This is a genomic window from Pseudidiomarina marina (genome assembly GCF_044807045.1).
GTDB lineage: Bacteria > Pseudomonadota > Gammaproteobacteria > Enterobacterales > Alteromonadaceae > Pseudidiomarina > Pseudidiomarina marina.
In genome coordinates this window covers 801,597-821,317 of record NZ_CP085233.1, presented here as the reverse complement: position 1 = coordinate 821,317, position 19,721 = coordinate 801,597, and the positions used below count along the sequence as shown (strand labels likewise).

The following is a 19,721-nucleotide window of genomic DNA, read 5'->3' as shown; positions in this document are numbered from 1 at the left end:
AGAGTACATGAACGTATTGGTAATTGGCGGCGGTGGTCGCGAACACGCTTTGGCATGGAAAGCAGCACAGTCAGATGCTGTTGAAACGGTCTTTGTTGCACCCGGAAATGCTGGTACTGAAGCCGAATCAGGTATCGAAAACGTGGCCATTGCAGCTGACGATATCGACGGATTGTTAGACTTTGCGAAAGCCAAGCAAATTGAATTAACAATTGTCGGTCCCGAAGCGCCCTTGGTACTTGGTGTCGTCGATAAGTTTACCGCCGCTGGATTATCAATCTTTGGCCCAACTCAAGCTGCCGCGCAGCTTGAGGGATCAAAAGCGTTTAGTAAAGATTTCCTTGCACGTCATAACATTCCTACAGCAGCTTATGGCACCTTTACCGATGTCGCTGCTGCGAAAGATTATGTTCGCCAGCACGGTACACCAATTGTTATTAAGGCGGACGGTTTAGCAGCGGGTAAGGGCGTTATTATCGCTGACAACGAACACGATGCTTTTGCTGCCATTGACGATATGCTAGCTGGCAATCGTTTCGGCGACGCCGGTAGTCGTGTAGTAATCGAAGAGTTTTTGGTTGGTGAAGAAGCGAGCTTTATCGTGATGGTGGATGGCAAGACAGCTTTGCCATTTGCTTCAAGCCAAGACCATAAAGCGCGCGATAACGGCGATAAAGGCCCTAATACGGGCGGTATGGGCGCTTATTCACCGGCACCTGTGGTTACCCCTGAAGTGCATGATTGGGTTATGCAACATGTCATTCAGCCAACTGTTGAAGGCATGGCCGCCGAAGGTTACCCGTATACCGGTTTCTTGTATGCTGGGCTAATGGTTGCGCCAGACGGTACCTCTAAAGTTTTAGAATTTAACTGTCGTTTTGGTGACCCAGAAACGCAGCCAATTATGATGCGCTTACGTTCTGACCTAGTCGAACTATGCAAGTTGGCTTGTGCAGGCAAATTAGCTGGTAAAAGCATTGATTTTGATCCGCGCGCAACGGTGGGCGTGGTGATGGCAGCTGGCGGCTACCCGGATAATTATGCGAAAGGCGATGTGATAACAGGTATTGATGCGGCTGAAGCGAACGGTGCTAAGGTTTTCCATGCAGGCACCAAGCTTAACGACAACAACCAGTTAGTGACTGCTGGCGGTCGTGTTCTATGTGTCACCGCCATTGGCGACAATGTCACCGACGCACAACATAAAGCCTATGCTGCGCTGAGCAAAATAAACTGGAACAATGTTTATTTTCGAACCGATATTGCGTATCGCGCCATAGCTCGCGAGCAAGTATAAAAAAGCGCCGTAAATGAAGTGACCTCAACTTTATGGGGTCACTTCAAAAGGCGCTTTTTTTAGTCCTCAACGACTAAGTCGTCGTCATCACCACCGCTGATTTCAAAAGCATCATCAGTGTAGCGACTGCGACCATACATACTACCCACTTTCGGACGATTAATACGCGCCTGATATTTCGACCACGCCTTTTCGACTGGTGAGTCAGCAGCTTTTTCGCCTCGAGCAACTGCTAACAATGACTGTTCTTCGGCTGACTCTGGCTCTAGTTCACCACTCATCAACGCCGCAATCAAACTGCCGTGTTTTGCTAACAGCTCACTTTCGCGAATTGAAAAATCGCCCGAACGAGCAAATCCGTACGGGTAGTTTTTGAAGTCGTTAAACGGCTTCTTCATAATTTGATCACGGTTCATTGTTGCCATTGTGTGCCCATCCTCCAGACCAACAACTACAGGTAAACGGTAACGCCTCTTTGCGTCACTGACGATATAGAGGCGAAACCGTAAGTTGTCAACAATTTTCGAAATTTTTTACGTTTTTTATTTCGAACCGACGCTTCAAATGGGTTGTTAAAACCGATAATACAGCGATGCTCCAACGCTACGACCTGCCTCGGCTAAAACTGGCAACGACGGGTCATCAACTGGCATCCCGCTCACTCGTGCATTGCGCCAGTATCGTTTGTCAGTGAGATTAAACACACCCGCGGTTACGTTTAAATCTGGCGTGGCATACCAACGTGAAATCCAATCAAACGTTGCATAACCGGGTGCAGAGAATAATGGGCTCTCCGCTTCATCAACAAGCTCGCGTTGCCCTCTTACGGCTGTGAATACTAGGCGTGTATCCCAGTCTTGTGCTTCATATTGGAGTTGCGCAATGAGTCGCGGTGGTGCCACATCGGCGAGATCTCGTCCACTCTCACGGTCTTCGCCTCGGCTATATTCAGCACTTACTGCGCTCGACCATGTGTCCGTCCAACGTTGCTCCCAGTTAGCTTCAACGCCTTCAATGACCACTTTATCGCGATTAATGGACTGGAAAATTAACAACTGACGGGCTGGATCAAAACCCAATGAAGCCCGACTTTGAATAAAGTCACTGTAACGGTTGTGATAAGCGGTAATTGACCACTGAGTATCACTGTCACGTCCGCGTAAACCTGTTTCAAATGCATAACCACGCTCGGCCTTTAAATCAGGATTTGCAATGGCTAACACTTGAAACTGCGGGTAGTACAAACCAATATTCACATCTGAAAATGGCGGCGCTCGATAGCCACGTGCGTACTGGGCAAACCATTCAGTATTATCAGCGACCGACCAAATCACACCTAACTTAGGAAGCCAAGCGTCATGCGTTAAATCAGTGACCTCTGTGTCTGGGTATCGCTCTGTAAACAGGGCATCTTCGCGTGTACGAAGCTTGTAATGTTCGTAGCGTATACCAGGGCTTAATATCGGTCCGTCTTCCCACAATTCAAATTCATCGTGTAGGTAGATACCCAACTCGGTTACGCGGCTTCGAGGGAAATCGCGAAGCGGGAAGGTTTCACCTAATAGGGTTTTGGTTGTTTCATTGGTGGCTAGATTAGTCTGCGACGCATCGCGTTGATCTTGAAGTGTCGAACTCATGAGTTCAAAACCATAACCGATACGATGCCGAATACTCGCAATTTGTATGTCTGTTTCGAGATCGGTGCCAACGCCAGTTGTGGTTTGTTCAAAATCAAACAAACGCTCGATATCGAGTGGCTCGGGTAACAACATGCGTTGTTCAAAAGAGTCTTGTTCAATTTCCGTGCTTTGGTGGTATAACCGCCAACTACCGCGGTCTATCCAACCCATCGGGTCGATATTAAGTTCGGCAAGTAATCGATACTGATTACGACTATCTTCGCCCACCAAACTCGTTGTGGCACTGAGTCGACCAGTACCTATAATCGACTGAATATCGGTATCACGCGATTCGTTCATCGCATCAAGCGTGAATTGCCACTCACCGAAAGCAGTATCCGTTTCTGCACTAACTAACACAGCTTGCTGACGACGATGTTGTTCATCACGCAATGCATCGTCTAAATCAGCAGATCGAATATCTTCACCGTACTGAACGGCGCCAGCTAATAATAAACGCGTACCGCCACCGCCAAATGCTGTCGCACCCATGACGTTCGCACGATGACTGTCAGAATTGAACCCTGCTTGAACTCGAGAACCGCGCTTATCATTGAGCAATACGTCTTCTGCATCAAGCAAATGAACGGCAACGACACCACCTAAAGCTTTGCTACCATACATTGTCGATGCGGGCCCGCGTAGGATTTCAACTCGGCTGGCTAACCCAAGCTCAAGTAACCCTCGCCCCGTATCAGAATAACTACCAACCGCAAAATAATCCGCGACAGGCACTTGGTCTATTACGACTGCGGTGCGGTTACCGCCAATACCACGTATACGAAAACCGCTGTTACCAAACCGGCTACTATCGTCATCAAGTTCTACTCCTGGTTGATACCGCACTAAATCGGCAGCATTAATTACGAGATCGCGTTGTAAATCATCTTCGTTAATGATGGTTACGGTACCGGCAACCTCGGAAAGTTGGCGTGGTTGCCGATGGGCAACCACAGTTATCACTTCCATGTCAGCGTCTTGCTGAGTCGTTGCTGCTTCGTTCACTTCTTGTGGTAAAGCCAGTGTTAACTGGGGCATTAAACCTAATGCCCCAGCCACAACACCAGCAAGTGCTGTGTATTTCACGCTTAGTACACCTCGTTCCGTGTGTTGTAGTTGTTGAACTTGCCAGTAGGAGTAATGATTTTTTCTCCTTTAATGACATGTTTCAGCTTGCGTGTTTTATCATCCACAATAACAATCGCAGACTGCTCTTCTTGACCACTCCAAACCGAGAACCAAACTTCATCGCCGGCCATATTATATTCTGGCTGTACAATTCGTTTTGGTCCCGGACCTAAATCGGCCCATTCAGCAATTGGCAACGTTTTATAGCCGGCATCTAAATTGTTGATGTCGAACACAGCTACCGATTGAGATACTTTGGCGTCAGGATTGAAAGGTGTGTCAACCCATAGGTTTTTTGATTTCGGATGGGTTTTGATGAACAGCGAACCACCACCTTGACCTTCTAACACACGAACCACTTTAAATGCGTTATCTTTGTGTTTTTCAGGATCGGTACCGATAAGCGTGATATCTGCATTACCAAGTGCACTAGTTGCCCACACTGGTCCATTTTTTGGATCGATAAAGTTAGCACCACGACCTGGATGCGGAATACGTTTCACCGGAATCAACGCTTCCAATTCACGGTCTAACGCATCAACTACAGCAATTGTGTCATTCTCATTTGCTGCAGTTAAAAAGTAGCGCCCTGACCGATCCCAGCCGCCATCGTGTAGGAATGGCGCAGCGTCAATAGTCGTTACCTGCAAGTTATCAATATCGGAATAATTCACTAGCTTAATTTGGCCAGTTTCTTTCACGTTAACGATAAACTCTGGGTGCTTATGTGAGCCCACGATAGCAGCCACCCGTGGCTCTGGATGATACTCCTGAGTATCGACAGTCATACCACGAGTCGAAACAATCTTATGTGGCTCTAATGACTCGCCATCCATTAACACATAATGTGGCGGCCAGTATGCACCTGCAATGGCAATTTTATCTTCATAGCCTTTGAAGCGAGAGTTCTCAACAGAACGTGCTTCGAGGCCAATCTTGATTTCAGCAACAACTTGCGGCGGATTCATGTAGAGATCAATCAAATCGATTTTGCCGTCTCGACCGATGGTGGTGAAGTAGCGGCCTGAACTTGATGCCCGAGAGATGTGAACGGCATAGCCCGTCTTCACATAATTCAGCACTTTCTTACTATCACCGTCAATAATGGCAACTTCGCCAGCATCGCGTAATGTCACCGCAAACATGTTGTCGACATTATATTTGTGCTGAGGTTTCTTTGGACGATCTTCTGGTTTTACATGAACAACCCATGAGTCTCGCATGTCTTTCATGCCCCACTCAGGAGGTGTGGGCGGTTCATGCTGTAAGAAGCGCGCCATCATATCAATTTCTTTCTCGCTGAGCTCGCCCGATGTCCCCCAATTCGGCATACCACCTGGCGAACCAAAATTAATCAGCGCCTTCAGATAATCAGTTCCTTTCTTCTGGGTAATATCAGTGGTTAATGGAAGACCGGTAGCGCCTTTGCGCAGCACACCGTGGCAACCTGCGCAGCGTTGAAAATAAATTTCCTGTGCTTTTGCGAAGTCTTCTTCGCTAATATCAGGTGCGCCCGACGTTCTCATCATTTTACCGCCAGAGACAGTTGATGGTGCACCTTTGTAGCCAACTTCGGCCGCAGTTGAGCCCTTGTGCGGTTGTCCCTCGGCACGATCTTTCAGGCCAAGTTCAACGCGAACTTGTTCCACTTCATCTTCAGTGACTTCACCGCCCTTGTTTCCCCAGCTCGACAACACGTAATTCGTGATATCAGCAATATCTTCGTCACTAATATGCTGCATGGGTGGCATAACTGCATTGTATTTTTGACCGTTGACTTCCAGCGGACCAGACATACCTTTTAGGATTGTACGCACCACATGAAGTTTATCGCCGGTGACGTTTGAATTGCCGGCTAATGGAGGAAATGCCCCTGGTAAACCTTTACCGGTTGGTTGGTGACAAGCTTGGCAATTAGCCTCATAAGCTTTTTTGCCATCGTCTGATGCGAACGCAACCGAACTACCGGCGGTCACGAACAGTCCAGTAGCAATAGCTAATGCAGAAAGTTTCGGATACAGCTTAGTTACACTACTTGATTTCATTAGATGTCCTCCTTGTGGATCATCGAGAAATGAGACTACCGTGTCTAATCCTAAGCCTAGTCGATGTTTATTTTTTGATCTATGTCACTAAAGAGAGTGCGGTTATTGGGCTTTCATGAGTACCTCCTAGGAGGTACGTACTCGTAAGCCCCAGTCTTCCCAAGCTTGCTTCGCGAGTTGTTCACGAAATTGCGGTGCGGCGATACTAATCAATGACTCAGCACGTTCGGTCAAACTTCTAGCACGCAAATTAGCGACACCAAACTCAGTTACAACATAGTGAACGTGCGCTCGAGTCGTTACCACGCCCGCACCAGGATTAAGCATGCTACTGATACGCGATACCTGACCACCACAAGCTGTAGCCGGCAATGCAATCACCGAACGACCACCTTCGGATAGGCTCGCGCCTCGCACAAAATCCATTTGCCCACCAACACCTGAATAAATTTTAGTGCCCATTGAATCGGCACAAACCTGACCACTTAGATCAATTTGAAGTGCACTGTTAATTGCCATCACTTGCTTGTTTTGGCGAATCACCGAGGTGTCATTGGTGTACTCAACATCGAGGAACGCCACCAACGGGTTATCATCAACGAAGTCATATAGTTTCTGACTCCCCATGGCAAAAGTCGTGACAATGCGACCGCGGTGTTTGCGCTTGCGTGAGTTATTAATAACACCACTTTCTACCAATGGGAGAACGCCATCTGAAAACATTTCGGTATGAATACCCAAATCTTTGTGGTTGCCCAAGCAACGTAAAGTAGCATCGGGAATCGCACCAATACCCATTTGCAAACAATCCCCATCATTAATGAGGCTAGCTACTCGTTCGCCGATTTGCGTGGTAATAGCCGACTGCTTCGGTTGGGCATGTATAGGCATCGCTGCTTCATATTCAAAGTAACGATCAATTTGCTTTAGTGATATGAACGAATCGCCATGTGTACGGGGCATGCGCGGGTTAATCCAAGCAATGACTTTACGCGCAACTTGCAGAGCCGCCCGTGTGGCTTCAACCGAGATACCTAAGCTGCAATTACCATGCGCATCCGGCGGAGAAACCTGAATGAGCACGGCGTCAAGCGGTTGCTCGCCAGACCGAAATAGTTTGGGAATTTCGGATAAAAACATCGGCACATAGTCAGCTAACCCTTCATTAACTGCGGCTCGTGTCGATTTACCCACAAAGAAAGCACGTTGCCGTAGGTGCCCTTTCAGCTCCGGATTACTTAAAATTTCACTGTGTTCAGTATGCAATTGCAGTAACGTTAAATTACGACGGGAAAGTGCGACTTCGGCGAGACCTTCGAGCAATTTATAAGGTGTTGCAGCCATCGATTGGCACCAGATGACATCATTGTTTTCGAGAATTTGTAACGCCTCTTGTGCATTTTGAACGAGCATCGTGATTCCTTTTCAGTTACATTTTAAACGTCATTCATTAACGTAAGTCTAAACATAGTATGAAAGTATTCGTTATGCTCGGTGCAATCAATATGGCGTTAGGGGTAATTCTTGGCGCATTTGGGGCACACGGTTTAGAAAAAATGATTAGTCCAGAAATGGTCGAGGTATTTCAAACTGGCGTTCAGTATCAAATTTATCACGCGCTCGGGTTATTGATGGTTGCCGTTCTATTAATTCCTTACCCTAAAGCAAGTGGCTTGCGCACAGGCGGTTGGATTATGCTCGCCGGGATTATCTTATTTTCTGGAAGCCTCTATATGTTGGCATTAACTGGCATCCAATTTTTTGGTCCTATTACACCCATTGGTGGTGTTTGCTTTATCGTGGCGTGGATTTGGATTTTTTGGGCCATGCTCAAGGAGTTCTGATGAACAAGTTTACGATTGCTACTTGTTGTTTTTTCTTAATATCGGCGGCCGTTGCATGCGATGTGCCATGGCAGAAATGCTGGTATGGACAAACTCCTCAAGGGCTGCATTGCCAAGGTGAAGTTATCTTGTTGTCGGCCTTCGATGCAAAGCAAGCCTTACGAGATGATTCTAATTTGCGCTTACCTACTCGCGCAGAACTTGAAACGTTTTTCATGAGTAGCCATGCCGTTCCCTTACGCGAACATGCGCATGAACTTCAAAATTTTCAGGTACTCACCAGTGAGTTTGTTCAGCATGGCAACGAGTTTTTGGTAACAACGGTAGATATTCGAAATGGTCGGATAGAATTATTGCCATGGCGAGAGCCTGCGCTCGTGCTTCTTCGCGAAACAAAAAATCCGTAGTCTTGAATAGAAGAATTGGAGCGGGAAACGAGATTCGAACTCGCGACCCCAACCTTGGCAAGGTTGTGCTCTACCAGCTGAGCTATTCCCGCACTGGTTTACGACGTTGAGGTCACGAATTTTAACTATTGGTCAGTTGATGTCAATACTGCCGAACGTTCCGGCAATTGCCCAACAACCAACGTCGACAACGCCAATAAAATACCGGATATAACTAAACACGCTAGTATTCCGCTTTGCTGATATACCCAGCCCGATAAAACGGTACCAAGCAGACGGCCTGCCGCATTCGCCATATAGTAAAAACCAACATCGAGAGATACGCCATCAGCGCGAGAATAGGACACTATCAAATAGCTGTGCAGCGATGAATTGATTGCAAATAAAAGCCCAAACAAGGCTAAACCAACAATAATAGCCGGTGTTATCGGTACCTCTTGCCACAACGCCACAGCTAATAATAACGGGCTTAGTGTTAATAATGCGCCCCACATCACTGCTTGATTTGATGTTCGATGAGTTGCGGTTATCGATGTTAACCGCGGTGCGAAACCTTGAACCACACCGTATCCAATAATCCATAAGGCAAGAAAACTGCCAACTTGCCAGTGATCCCAGTTTAGTTGACTAGCAAGGAATACCGGAAGCGCTACAACAAACCAAACGTCGCGCGCACCAAATAATAAAAATCTTGCGACCGAAAGGATGTTGATTGGACGACTTTTTGAGAATAACTCCTTAAATTTCGGTTTGAATGTCGCTTTCCCGGTATCTTTTTTTAGAAAGATCAAACTGGAGAGCCAAACCACCGTCAGCATCGATGCCATAGCTAAAACGGCACCTGCAAAACCTATCCAGGTAAGTAATAGACCGCCGAGAAAAAAACCAATTCCTTTTAAGGTATTCTTTGAACCGGTTAATAATGCGACCCACTTATATAGCTGTCCTTGAGCAGCCTCCGGAACCAGCAATTTTATGGTGCTTTTAGCACTCATTTTGTTTAAATCTTTTGCTATTCCGGAAAGTGCTTGTGCAAACATGACCCAGATCACTGTCAACCAATGGCTAGGAACTAAAAGCATCGCTAAAGCGACTATTTGTAATCCCAAGCCAATATTCATCGTCCGGTTTAACCCCCAGCGAGCACCTAAATAGCCCCCGACCAAGTTCGTCACGACACCAAAAAACTCATAAAATAAGAACAGCATGGCGACTTCCAGCGCAGTGTAGCCAAGTTGGTGAAAATGAAGTACCACCAACATGCGCAAGGCACCGTCTGTAAGGGTAAACGCCCAATAATTTCCAGTTACCAATATGTATTGGCGAATGGCAGGAGATAGATTGGCTAGCATGTGCCAACTTTCTCCATTAACTCAACCGTACGATTGGCGTAACCCCACTCGTTGTCATACCAAGCATAGAGTTTCACGTGTGTGCCATTAATCACTTTTGTTGAGAGTGCATCGATAATGCTCGAGCGCGGATCCGTTTTATAGTCGATGGATACTAAAGGACGCTCTTCATACCCAAGAATGTTTTTTAGGTCGCCCTGCGCCGCGGCTCTCATCCAACCATTAACTTCCTCAACTGTTGTCGGTCTTTCAACCTCAAATACACAGTCAGTTAACGATGCATTAGCTAATGGCACACGCACTGCATGACCATCTATTTTTCCTTTGAGTTCTGGGAATATTTCGATAATTGCTGTCGCTGAACCAGTCGAGGTTGGAATAAGGCTCATCCCACAGGCGCGTGCACGGCGCAGATCTTTATGCGGCGCATCAAGAATACTTTGTGTGTTAGTTAAATCATGAATGGTTGTGATTGATCCGTGTTTGATGCCAACCTTTTCCTGAAGAACTTTAACTACCGGAGCTAGGCAGTTTGTTGTACATGACGCAGCAGTAACAATACGATGTTGATTTGGGTCAAACAGATGATCGTTGACGCCCATTACGATATTTAATGCTCCTGCTTCCTTCACTGGTGCGGATACTACGACGCGTTTGACGCCCTGTTGTAAATAGTCGTTTAGAACCGCAACCGTCTTCATTTTGCCAGATGCTTCAAGCACAACATCGCAGTCGGCCCAGTTATTCTCAGAGATTGTTTTAAAACGAGTGAATGCAATGGTTTTTCCCTGAATAATCAAGCTATCATCTGAGGCTTCAACCTCATGGTGCCAGCGCCCATGCACCGAATCGAAATTGACTAGGTGTGCGAACGTATCGGCCGCGGCACCCGGATCATTGACCCGTACCAATTCAAATGCCGGATTCTCCCAAATCAAACGTAACGCAAGCCGACCAATTCGTCCTAAACCGTTAATTCCAACCTTAATCGCCATAAATTACTCCTTCGCATTCTTTGAATATTGTCCAAGTTGTGGATTGTGCTCTGCGGTTACCGCAATTGTTTTGCGCATCCAGTCGGGTAAAGCAGGGTTTAATCGGTAATGCACCCAGCGATGGTCTCGTCTATCCAATAGCAAGCCATATTCTCTTAACTGAGCTAAGTGACGCGATACCTTGGGTTGTGACATTCCTGTCATTTCAACAAAATCACAAACACATAGCTCGGTATGACGTGCCACCATTAAAATCATAGTCAACCGTAACGGGTCCGCCATAATCTTGAAGAAATCTTGTGGGCTATTGAAGAGATGAGGCTGCTGCATTCGCTTACGCAGAACCAGTAAGAACATTCGAATACGCTCACTCAATTCTTTTGCAGTACGCAAAAAGGCGTCGTTCTCTTTGCTGGAAACCGGATCAGAAAAATCCCATGCGATAAAATTAACACCCTGAAAATCTGCCTGACACTCAAGACGTGCTCGGTCACACAGACTAATAACATAATCAAACGCCATTTCACCAAGGCTTTCAATTGCCTTGGAATGCAATCCTTCAGTCGTTACATTCAGTGCAGATAACGCTGCCAGTGCTTCCGGCTCGACGTGAGTTGGCTGACTCCCAGCGCTAAACACGTCAATCTCAGAGCCTGCAAAATGTCGCATTATCGCTTCTGCCATAATCGAGCGAGCCGAGTTAGCTGAACATAAGAATAGAATTTTCATTGGCTTCTCATATCTGTAAAAACAGATATATGATAAATCAGATATGAGATGAAAGACAATAAAAAACCCGAAAGTTTTAACGCTTTCGGGTTTTTTGAATTTGGAGCGAGAAACGAGATTCGAACTCGCGACCCCAACCTTGGCAAGGTTGTGCTCTACCAGCTGAGCTATTCTCGCATGTGTTAACGAGGGCGTATTTTACGGATTCGGCTCACGCCGTCAACCACTTTTTTCAGTGGAACTGTTCGTTCGCTCGGAATTTAAACACCCTGCAGATTTTTTCCACAATATCTGATGTGGTGGTGCTTGTACCTCACCTTCTTGATTAACAAACACTAATTTATTTTGCTCCACCTTGTTTAACCAGTCACGGACAATGCTTGTGCGCTCAATCCAGCCATGTAATTCACAGCGAAACTTTTGCAGATGCGACCCCTCCGTCTCCTGCGACATCGCCGCGCTCGACATCAAAAGAACAAGTATCGTCATGATAATACGCATCAGTTCTTCTCCTTGCCTTTGTTGAGCTGCAAGATTTTACGCTCTAACTCCTTCAATCGCTGGGCTTCTTCCCCTGGCATATGCAGATAAAATGCATTGCTCAGGATAGGCATGCCATCAGGCAACACTTTGTTCTCAAAGACCAATTCAATCGTCAATTTACCCATGTGGCTATCTTGACGAAACGACGGATTCAAAAACAAATCCGGACGTACCCCGTTGGTCGTCACTTCCTGTGGGAAATAACTCGAAAACACTGCGGCAATGCGTTTTCCAATTAATTTCTTGTAATCTTGTTCATACGCATGAAGTTGTGTATCCACAGGTAAATAGCGATATACCGAGTAAGTGAGATAAGCTTCAGCAAAACGAGCTAATTCATCGCGGTTACGCTGCGAATTAGCTTTCCCAAGAATGCGATGCAGCGTGTCTTTGGCAAACTCACGAAAACTTTCGCGTAAATCAGTAAGCGGACGCCATTGCTTTGACGTTAGGATGGCTTTCGCGCAATTTCGCGCTCGCGCATCCCAATCATCGTATAACTCTGACATGCTCGGCACACCCGAACCATGGATTTCTAACAACCATTGTTTGGCTGATTGGCTCATACGCTCTTCAAAATAACTTTCAAATTTAGCAAAGTTGCGGTATTCGCCTCGTATTAACGCTTTAAAACCTGACGCCATACTCAGTTGCAACGGTAAATAGCGTTGCTCGTGGTCACGATTAAACATGAGTGCTTTGGCAACTAATCCGTTTAAAATTCTTTCATCGTCATCAGATGCAGCGCGTGTTAACGAGTTAATGTAATCATCATAAAGCTGTTCGCGGGCGTGCGTTGCTTTACGTCTTAAACGGAATGGTTTATACGGAACTTCTTTCGTTAATTTCAAGAACGTTTCGTAAGCTATGATTGTGTTGCGTCGCTCAGCAAGAAAGAAATTGCGTTGATGTGACCGCACCTGGCGCCAAGCAAAGAATGCAAAACTGAAGGCTTTGTTGAAGCCCCAAAGCAATGGTGGAAGCAACCACCAAATGTAGGTTGAAAACCAGTGTCCTGGGAGAATGAATGGTTGCTGAAACTGTGTTTTTTCCAATTCGGAAAGTGATTGTTTACTATCGGTAGCAGGTGCGTACCAAACCAGTTCCGCCAGCGCTTCAATAGGCACCCAACGGTTTATATGCCAACTTAAATAAGCGTCCTGCTCACCATAGACAGTATCAATCCGCTTTTGTTGGTCAGCAAATGCGACATATTTCGGTGGGCCATAAGTGAGCCCCATAAAAATAATGAAAACTGCAGCAACGAGCCATTTAATCACGTGCTTAGCCTTCCTTGTTGTTGTTATTATTATTTAAATAAATTTACTCGATAATATTTTAATTCTTCAATCGATTCACGAATATCTGCTAATGCCGTATGCGCGCCTTGTTTGGTTAAACCATTTGCTACTTCAGGCGCCCAATATTTTGCTAATTGCTTCAAAGTACTCACATCAAGATTACGGTAGTGAAAGTAGGCCTCTAGCGCTGGCATATGTTTTGCTAAAAAGCGGCGGTCTTGGCAAATACTATTCCCGCACATTGGTGAGCTACCTGCGGTCACCCATTGTTGCAAAAACTCGATCGTTGCATCACTTGCTTGCTGTTCATTAAATGCACTGGCTTTAACGCGTTCAACCAAGCCGGATTGCGTATGCGTTCGCACATTCCAGTCATCCATTTTATCTAAATTGGCCTGAGGTTGGTGCACTGCAATAACAGGACCTTCTGCTAACACGTTAAGTTCATAGTCAGTCACTATAGTCGCAATCTCAATAATGTGATCGTAGTCTGGCGTTAATCCGGTCATTTCTAAGTCGATCCAAATGAGACGTTCTGCGCTCGCTGTCATGCAATTTACCTTATTTGATTACAATTAAGTTCAGGCACTATTGTGCTGAATAATGTATGATTGCCTCTAGTATGTACTGGAATTAATTTGATGGCAAAACAACGACGTCTGAACAAAGGGCAACTACGCCGAATTAAGTCAAATCAAGAGAAGCGTATTCAACGAGCCGAATTAGAAATCGAAGTTGAAGACGCAGCTTTAGATGCCTCAGAATCAGGTATTGTTGTAAGTCGATTCGGCCAACAAGCAATTATCTGCACCGACACCGAAGCTGCGCTACGCTGTCATATTCGGCGTGCTGTTGACTCGTTAGTTTGTGGTGACGAAGTGATCTGGCGACGTTTTAAACAGCGCTCAGAAGACGTCGCCGGTGTCATCGAAGCTGTACAGCCACGACGCTCTTTGCTCAGTCGCCCAGACTATTACGATGGGGTGAAGCCGGTTGCTGCTAACGTGGATCAAATTCTCATTGTTTCTAGTGTATTACCTGCATTCTCCAGTCAAATTATTGACCGCTATTTAGTTGCATGTGAGGACATTGGTGTTACTCCCGTTATTATCCTCAATAAAGCTGACCTTCTTACCGAGCTTGATTCTGAGCAACGCCAAGAAATCGATCATGCACTCACGGTCTATCGCGATATTGGCTATCAAGTACTTGAAGTCAGTGCAAAACAACCAGATTCATTGCACGCCCTGCAACAATTATTGAATTCACACGTTTCAATCGTGGTCGGTCAGTCAGGCGTTGGAAAATCATCGTTAGTAAACGCCCTACTGCCAGATATTGATGCCGATGTAGGCGCTATTTCAGATAACTCGGGGCTTGGCCAACATACCACCACAGTGGCAACCCGATATGTGGTGCCAACCGGTGGCGTGTTAATTGACTCACCAGGAATACGAGAATTTGCACTTTGGCATTTAGAGCCTGAGCGCGTGGCTTGGTGCTACATCGATTTTCGACCATACTTGGGACAATGTAAGTTTCGCGACTGTAAACATCAGGATGACCCGGGTTGTGCACTCCATGAAGCTTTAGAAGCAGGTGACCTACACTCGTTACGCCTGTACAATTTCCACAAAATTATTGAATCGATGGCGATTAAAAAGCCATCTAGAGCAACTACTCGAGGTAAAAAAACGTGAATTGGGATCGCGTAAAAATTCAAATGCAGCACTGGCTACCTAAGCATGCCGTATCGCGTCTAGTTGGTAAATTTGCGGCTGCAAAAGCGGGCTGGTTTACGCAGCTCTTTATTCGGTGGTTTATCCGCCAGTATAAAATAGACATGAGTGAAGCCATTCACGAAGATCCGAAGGCATATAAAACCTTTAATGACTTTTTCACGCGCTATTTAAAGCCCGAATTACGTCCGTTAATGGCTTCAGATGACAAACAATTTGCTCATCCCGTTGATGGTGCCATTAGTCAACTCGGCGAAATAGAAGAAGGTCGAGTATTTCAGGCCAAAGGGCATGATTACAGTCTCACTGAATTGCTTGGTGGCGACCCTGATGATGCTCACGCGTTTCGTGACGGCGATTTTGCAACCATCTATTTGGCACCAAAGGACTATCATCGCATCCATATGCCGTGTGACGGTGTGTTACGAAAAATGATTTACGTGCCTGGTGATTTATATTCCGTAAATCCACTTACTGTGGCGAACGTGCCAAATTTATTTGCGCGTAATGAGCGTGTTGTCGCGATTTTTGAAGCCGACTTTGGACAATTTGCAATGGTCCTTGTTGGCGCGACAATTGTTGCCAGCATTGGTACTGTGTGGTCAGAAACAGTAACCCCTCCACGCGGTACAGATGTACATACGTGGGAGTACCCAGCCTCAGGTAAGCAAGCAATTCGATTGAAGAAAGGCGAAGAAATGGGCCACTTTAAATTAGGCTCAACCGTCATCTTAGTATTTCCAGACGATGTGATTGATTTTGATGAGGCTCTCAAACCCGGCTCCGTGACGCGTATGGGAACCTTATTAGGTGAGCGTGACGACTAGTTATGCTCATTTTTGCGCATCGGGGGGCAAGTTTCGAAGCACCAGAGAACACCATCGCGGCGTTCAGCAAGGCTCTCGATGCGCAAGCGGATGGAATTGAAATTGATGTTTATCCAATTGAAGACGAGTGGCTGGTGTTTCTTGATCGGTATCTGGCTCGCCTTACCGCTCAATCTGGTCGCCTGCAAGACTTAACCCTCGCACAACTACGAACGTTAAAGGTGTTTGGCCAACAGCCAATACCAACCCTTGATGAAGCACTCGACTTTATTGGCGGACGCTGCCAAGTCAATATTGAGCTCAAAGGAGCTGACATTAAACGCGGGCTGACACGTCATTTACGACGCGCCGTTGAGTATGCAAACTTTGAGCCTGAACAACTATTAGTATCGAGCTTTAATCATCATTGGCTAGCACAGCTGAAGCAAGATCACCCTCTTCAACGCATTGGTGCCCTCACCACAAGCTGTCCCCTCAATTATGCCTATTTTGCTGCGCAGCTCGAAGCATGGTCGGTACATATTGATGTTGATTTCGTGACACAAGAATTCATTGATGACGCACATGAGCGTGGCTTAAAAGTTTTTGTATTTACAGTCGATGAGCCGGACGATATGCGCGAATTAAATCAAATGGGTGTCGACGGGATATTTACCAACCACCCGACACTTGCAAAAAACGTGCTTCACGGGCTTTTTGTTGATGCCCGTGAAGCGAATCGATGGGAATAACCTTAACTACCTTTACTATCTGGGTGCTGTTGCTCAAGCGCTGCAAGCTCGTGAGCAACCGCTTCCGGCGATGTTGTATTGCGCGCCAATAATGCGTACAGCGACGGAATGATAAAGATAGTTAAAAACGCTGATAACGCGACCCCAGAAAAAATAACTGTACCGATAACCATGCGGCTTTCGGCACCAGGACCACTTCCAAGAATTAGCGGAACAGCACTCATCAGCGTTGTAAAGGCGGTCATGACGATCGGGCGCAAACGTTGTTGCGAACCTTTCACAATCGCCTCGTCAAACTTCATGCCGGCATCACGTAATTGATTGGTGAACTCAACAATCAAAATACCATTCTTCGCGGCAAGTCCAATCAACATCACGATGCCGATTTGGCTGTAGATATTGATTGTCATGCCTGTTGCATAGAGGCCGATAATCGCCCCTAAGAACGCAATCGGCACCATTAACATAATCACTAAAGGATGCACGAAGCTCTCGAATTGCGCTGCCAATACTAAATAAGCGACGAGCAACGCCAACACAAAGACGAAGATGACTGAGCTGCCACTCTCTTTGTACATTTGCGATTCGCCTTTATAGTCAATCGATACGTCATCTGGTAACTCGGAGCGGACAATATCCTCAAGATACGCCAAGGCTTCACCGAGCGAATACCCCTCAGCCAAATTCGCTTCTATGGTAATACTACGCATGCGGTTATAGCGATTTAATGACCCCGAAGTCGCTTGTTCTTCAACTGTCACCAAATTCGAGAGTGGAATAAGTTGGTTTGAGCTATTAGAGCGAACGTAGATATTATCGATAGCTGTTGGACTGCGATAATCTGCGCGTTCACCCTCAAGAATCACATCGTATTCTTCACCTCTGTCAAGATAGGTGGTCGCGCGACGTTGACCTAACATGGTTTCTAAAGTACGCCCAATATCGCCGACTGAAACACCAAGATCTGACGCACGCTCTTGATCGATGCGAATCAATAACTGTGGCAGGGTAGCTTTATAATCACTGTCGAGATCCAACAAGTTCGGGTTTTGGCTTGCTTTTTCAATGACAATATCGCGATATGCAGCAAGTTGCTCATAAGTGTTACCTTGCAACACGAATTGCACCGGACGGCCGTTACCACCACTAATACCGCTTCGCATAAAGGCGAAAGCACGTACACCGGTCACGTTATTGAGTTGCTTCGATACCTCATCCATTAACTCAAACGTTGACCATTCGCGTTCTTCAAATGGCACCGCCCCAACAATTGCAACACCAGCAGAGTTGCCCCAACCGGGTGAACGGATAATTAATCGATCGATTTTCCCTTGATCGATATAAGGCATCAAAATGCTTTCTATCTCACGCATATTTGCTGAGTTTGATTCAAAACTAGCACCTTCCTCGCTACGTACCATCACATAGAAAGTACCGCGATCTTCAGGTGGTACGAACTCTTGCTCAACAAATTGCATCATTCCGTAGGACAACACGCCCGCTAGCACAATCAGCGCTGCTGCCATCCATGGATAGGCCAAGGTTCGCTTCAAAACACGAACGTATCCGGACTCAACCCAAACAAAAGCTTTATCGATAATTTGTCCGAATTTACTAGAGCGTTCTTTCTTATGAAGAATTTTCGAGCTTAACATTGGTGATAACGTTAGTGCCGCAATACTTGAGAATGCGACTGCTGCGGCAATCGCCAAGGCGAACTCGGTAAACAACTGGCCAATGTTGCCATCTAAAAACGCTAACGGAACAAATACCGAAATCAGTACTAAAGTCGTCGCAACTACCGCAAAACCAACTTCTCGCGCCCCACGATAGGCGGCAAGCAAAGGCGGTTCACCGGCTTCAATACGACGATAAATATTCTCTAAAACGACGATTGAATCATCAACCACGAGGCCGATGGCCAATACCAATGCTAACAACGTTAGCAGGTTAATTGAGAAGCCCATGGCAAACAGTGCAATGTACGAGGCGATAATGGCAACAGGCACTGTCAATGCGGGAATTAACGTGGCACGAATATTCCCTAGGAACATATAAATGACAACGACCACCAAAGCCATAGCAATACCGAGTGTATTGTATACTTCGTCAATGGAACCTTTGATGAAAATTGATGAATCATAACTTGGCACCATGAACATGGTTTCAGGCAACGTTTGCGAAATCGAATCGATTTCTTTTTTCACGTTCTCCACAACCTCTAGCGTATTCGCCTTCGATTGTTTCACGATACCAATACCGACCATATTAATCCCATTGCCGCGGAAGTCGGTTTTATCGTTCTCGGCGCCCATCTCAATACGGGCAACTTCAGCTAAGCGAACTAGCTGACCATTGTCACCGCGTTTTATGGTTAACCGCTTAAAATGTTCCGGCGTAAGATACGTACGTGCGACACGAACAGTGAATTCACGGTCGATTGACTCAACCTCACCTGCCGGTAATTCAATATTTTCTGAGCGCAGTCGATTCTCAATATCCGTGACGGTAATGTTTCGGGCAGCCATCGCATCACGGTCGAGCCAGATACGCATGGCGTAACGACGCTCACCACCTAGCTGAACTCGGGCAACACCATCCACAACTGAAAGCCGATCGGCAATGTAGCGGTCAGCGTAATCGGTCAATTCGAGCACCGACATGGTCTCGCTGCGTAAGTTGTACCAGACAATGGTACTTTCATCCGAATTCGCTTTAGAAACTTCCGGTGGGTCGACTTGCTCAGGTAGGTTATCGAGCACCCGCGAAACTCGGTCGCGAACGTCGTTGGCAGCGGCATCAATATCGCGGGTTAGTTCAAACTCAATACTGATACGCGAACGACCATTACGGCTGCTCGAATTAATGTTTTTTATCCCTTCAATACCGCTAATACGGTCTTCAATGACCTGCGTAATTTGAGTCTCAACAATATCTGCCGATGCACCCGTATAGCTTGTATCAATGGAAACAACAGGCGGATCGATGTCAGGGTACTCGCGTAGAGGCAACATCGTAAACGCGACGATACCAAACACGATAAGAAGAATATTGACAACCGAGGCAAAAACCGGACGTTTGACCGAAACATCTGAGAGCAACAT

17 protein-coding genes and 2 tRNA genes are annotated in these 19,721 nt (G+C 46.3%); 6 read left to right on the top strand and 13 right to left on the bottom strand.

What is annotated here, in order from left to right:
• The first annotated feature begins 7 nt into the window (after positions 1-7).
• Positions 8-1,297, top strand: coding sequence for a phosphoribosylamine--glycine ligase (gene purD, locus LG272_RS03905; protein WP_404409747.1), 1,290 nt, complete (start codon positions 8-10; stop codon positions 1,295-1,297).
• 59 nt (positions 1,298-1,356) lie between these two features.
• Here the strand turns inward: purD and maoP are convergent, their stop codons facing one another.
• The 4 genes from maoP to LG272_RS03885 all read right to left on the bottom strand — a co-directional run bounded on the left by maoP (position 1,357) and on the right by LG272_RS03885 (position 7,562).
• Positions 1,357-1,722 carry a DUF413 domain-containing protein gene (gene maoP, locus LG272_RS03900; protein WP_126760195.1) on the bottom strand — a complete coding sequence of 122 codons (366 nt, stop codon included), beginning with the start codon at positions 1,720-1,722 and terminating at the stop codon, positions 1,357-1,359.
• A 147-nt stretch (positions 1,723-1,869) separates the two neighbouring features.
• Positions 1,870-4,062, bottom strand: a complete 2,193-nt coding sequence (locus LG272_RS03895) for a TonB-dependent receptor domain-containing protein (RefSeq protein ID WP_404409746.1) — start codon at positions 4,060-4,062, stop codon at positions 1,870-1,872.
• 2 nt (positions 4,063-4,064) lie between these two features.
• A complete protein-coding gene (locus LG272_RS03890; protein ID WP_404409745.1) occupies positions 4,065-6,149 on the bottom strand; it encodes a cytochrome D1 domain-containing protein in 2,085 nt (694 codons plus the stop codon).
• Between the two features lie 126 nt (positions 6,150-6,275).
• The gene (locus LG272_RS03885) at positions 6,276-7,562 is read right to left on the bottom strand and encodes an acetyl-CoA hydrolase/transferase family protein (RefSeq protein WP_404409744.1); all 1,287 of its coding nucleotides are present in this window, start codon (positions 7,560-7,562) and stop codon (positions 6,276-6,278) included.
• Positions 7,563-7,621: 59 nt separating this feature from the next.
• Here LG272_RS03885 and LG272_RS03880 point away from each other — a divergent pair, with 59 nt between their 5' ends.
• Together LG272_RS03880 and LG272_RS03875 are read left to right on the top strand one after the other, a co-directional pair.
• Entirely contained in the window at positions 7,622-7,993 is a 372-nt protein-coding gene (locus LG272_RS03880) for a DUF423 domain-containing protein (RefSeq protein WP_126760191.1), read from the top strand.
• Positions 7,993-8,400 carry a hypothetical protein gene (locus LG272_RS03875; RefSeq protein WP_404409743.1) on the top strand — a complete coding sequence of 136 codons (408 nt, stop codon included), beginning with the start codon at positions 7,993-7,995 and terminating at the stop codon, positions 8,398-8,400. The genes LG272_RS03880 and LG272_RS03875 overlap by 1 nt, the downstream gene beginning before the upstream one ends.
• A 16-nt stretch (positions 8,401-8,416) precedes the next feature.
• On the opposite strand, the gene LG272_RS03870 is transcribed toward LG272_RS03875, so the two are convergent.
• The 8 genes from LG272_RS03870 to orn all read right to left on the bottom strand — a co-directional run bounded on the left by LG272_RS03870 (position 8,417) and on the right by orn (position 13,871).
• A tRNA-Gly gene (locus LG272_RS03870) sits at positions 8,417-8,492 on the bottom strand.
• A gap of 33 nt (positions 8,493-8,525) precedes the next feature.
• Positions 8,526-9,752 carry an organoarsenical effux MFS transporter ArsJ gene (gene arsJ / locus LG272_RS03865; RefSeq protein ID WP_404409742.1) on the bottom strand — a complete coding sequence of 409 codons (1,227 nt, stop codon included), beginning with the start codon at positions 9,750-9,752 and terminating at the stop codon, positions 8,526-8,528.
• Complete coding sequence (locus tag LG272_RS03860; RefSeq protein ID WP_404409741.1) at positions 9,746-10,747, bottom strand: ArsJ-associated glyceraldehyde-3-phosphate dehydrogenase; 1,002 nt, start codon at positions 10,745-10,747, stop codon at positions 9,746-9,748. The genes arsJ and LG272_RS03860 overlap by 7 nt, the downstream gene beginning before the upstream one ends.
• Before the next feature lie 3 nt (positions 10,748-10,750).
• Positions 10,751-11,476 carry a metalloregulator ArsR/SmtB family transcription factor gene (locus tag LG272_RS03855; RefSeq protein WP_126760187.1) on the bottom strand — a complete coding sequence of 242 codons (726 nt, stop codon included), beginning with the start codon at positions 11,474-11,476 and terminating at the stop codon, positions 10,751-10,753.
• Between the two features lie 101 nt (positions 11,477-11,577).
• Positions 11,578-11,653: transfer RNA gene (locus LG272_RS03850), tRNA-Gly, on the bottom strand.
• Positions 11,654-11,695: 42 nt separating this feature from the next.
• Positions 11,696-11,977 carry a hypothetical protein gene (locus LG272_RS03845; RefSeq protein ID WP_126760186.1) on the bottom strand — a complete coding sequence of 94 codons (282 nt, stop codon included), beginning with the start codon at positions 11,975-11,977 and terminating at the stop codon, positions 11,696-11,698.
• Complete coding sequence (locus LG272_RS03840) at positions 11,977-13,299, bottom strand: hypothetical protein (RefSeq protein WP_404409740.1); 1,323 nt, start codon at positions 13,297-13,299, stop codon at positions 11,977-11,979. The genes LG272_RS03845 and LG272_RS03840 overlap by 1 nt, the downstream gene beginning before the upstream one ends.
• A 29-nt stretch (positions 13,300-13,328) precedes the next feature.
• Positions 13,329-13,871, bottom strand: a complete 543-nt coding sequence (gene orn, locus LG272_RS03835) for an oligoribonuclease (RefSeq protein WP_126760184.1) — start codon at positions 13,869-13,871, stop codon at positions 13,329-13,331.
• Between the two features lie 90 nt (positions 13,872-13,961).
• Here orn and rsgA point away from each other — a divergent pair, with 90 nt between their 5' ends.
• The 3 genes from rsgA to LG272_RS03820 are packed head-to-tail and all read left to right on the top strand — an operon-like array spanning position 13,962 to position 16,617.
• Positions 13,962-15,020, top strand: coding sequence for a small ribosomal subunit biogenesis GTPase RsgA (gene rsgA, locus LG272_RS03830; RefSeq protein ID WP_126760183.1), 1,059 nt, complete (start codon positions 13,962-13,964; stop codon positions 15,018-15,020).
• A gap of 23 nt (positions 15,021-15,043) precedes the next feature.
• Positions 15,044-15,886 carry an archaetidylserine decarboxylase gene (asd, locus tag LG272_RS03825; protein WP_404409971.1) on the top strand — a complete coding sequence of 281 codons (843 nt, stop codon included), beginning with the start codon at positions 15,044-15,046 and terminating at the stop codon, positions 15,884-15,886.
• A gap of 2 nt (positions 15,887-15,888) precedes the next feature.
• The gene (locus tag LG272_RS03820; protein ID WP_404409739.1) at positions 15,889-16,617 is read left to right on the top strand and encodes a glycerophosphodiester phosphodiesterase; all 729 of its coding nucleotides are present in this window, start codon (positions 15,889-15,891) and stop codon (positions 16,615-16,617) included.
• A 2-nt stretch (positions 16,618-16,619) separates the two neighbouring features.
• On the opposite strand, the gene LG272_RS03815 is transcribed toward LG272_RS03820, so the two are convergent.
• A complete protein-coding gene (locus tag LG272_RS03815; RefSeq protein ID WP_126760181.1) occupies positions 16,620-19,721 on the bottom strand; it encodes an efflux RND transporter permease subunit in 3,102 nt (1,033 codons plus the stop codon).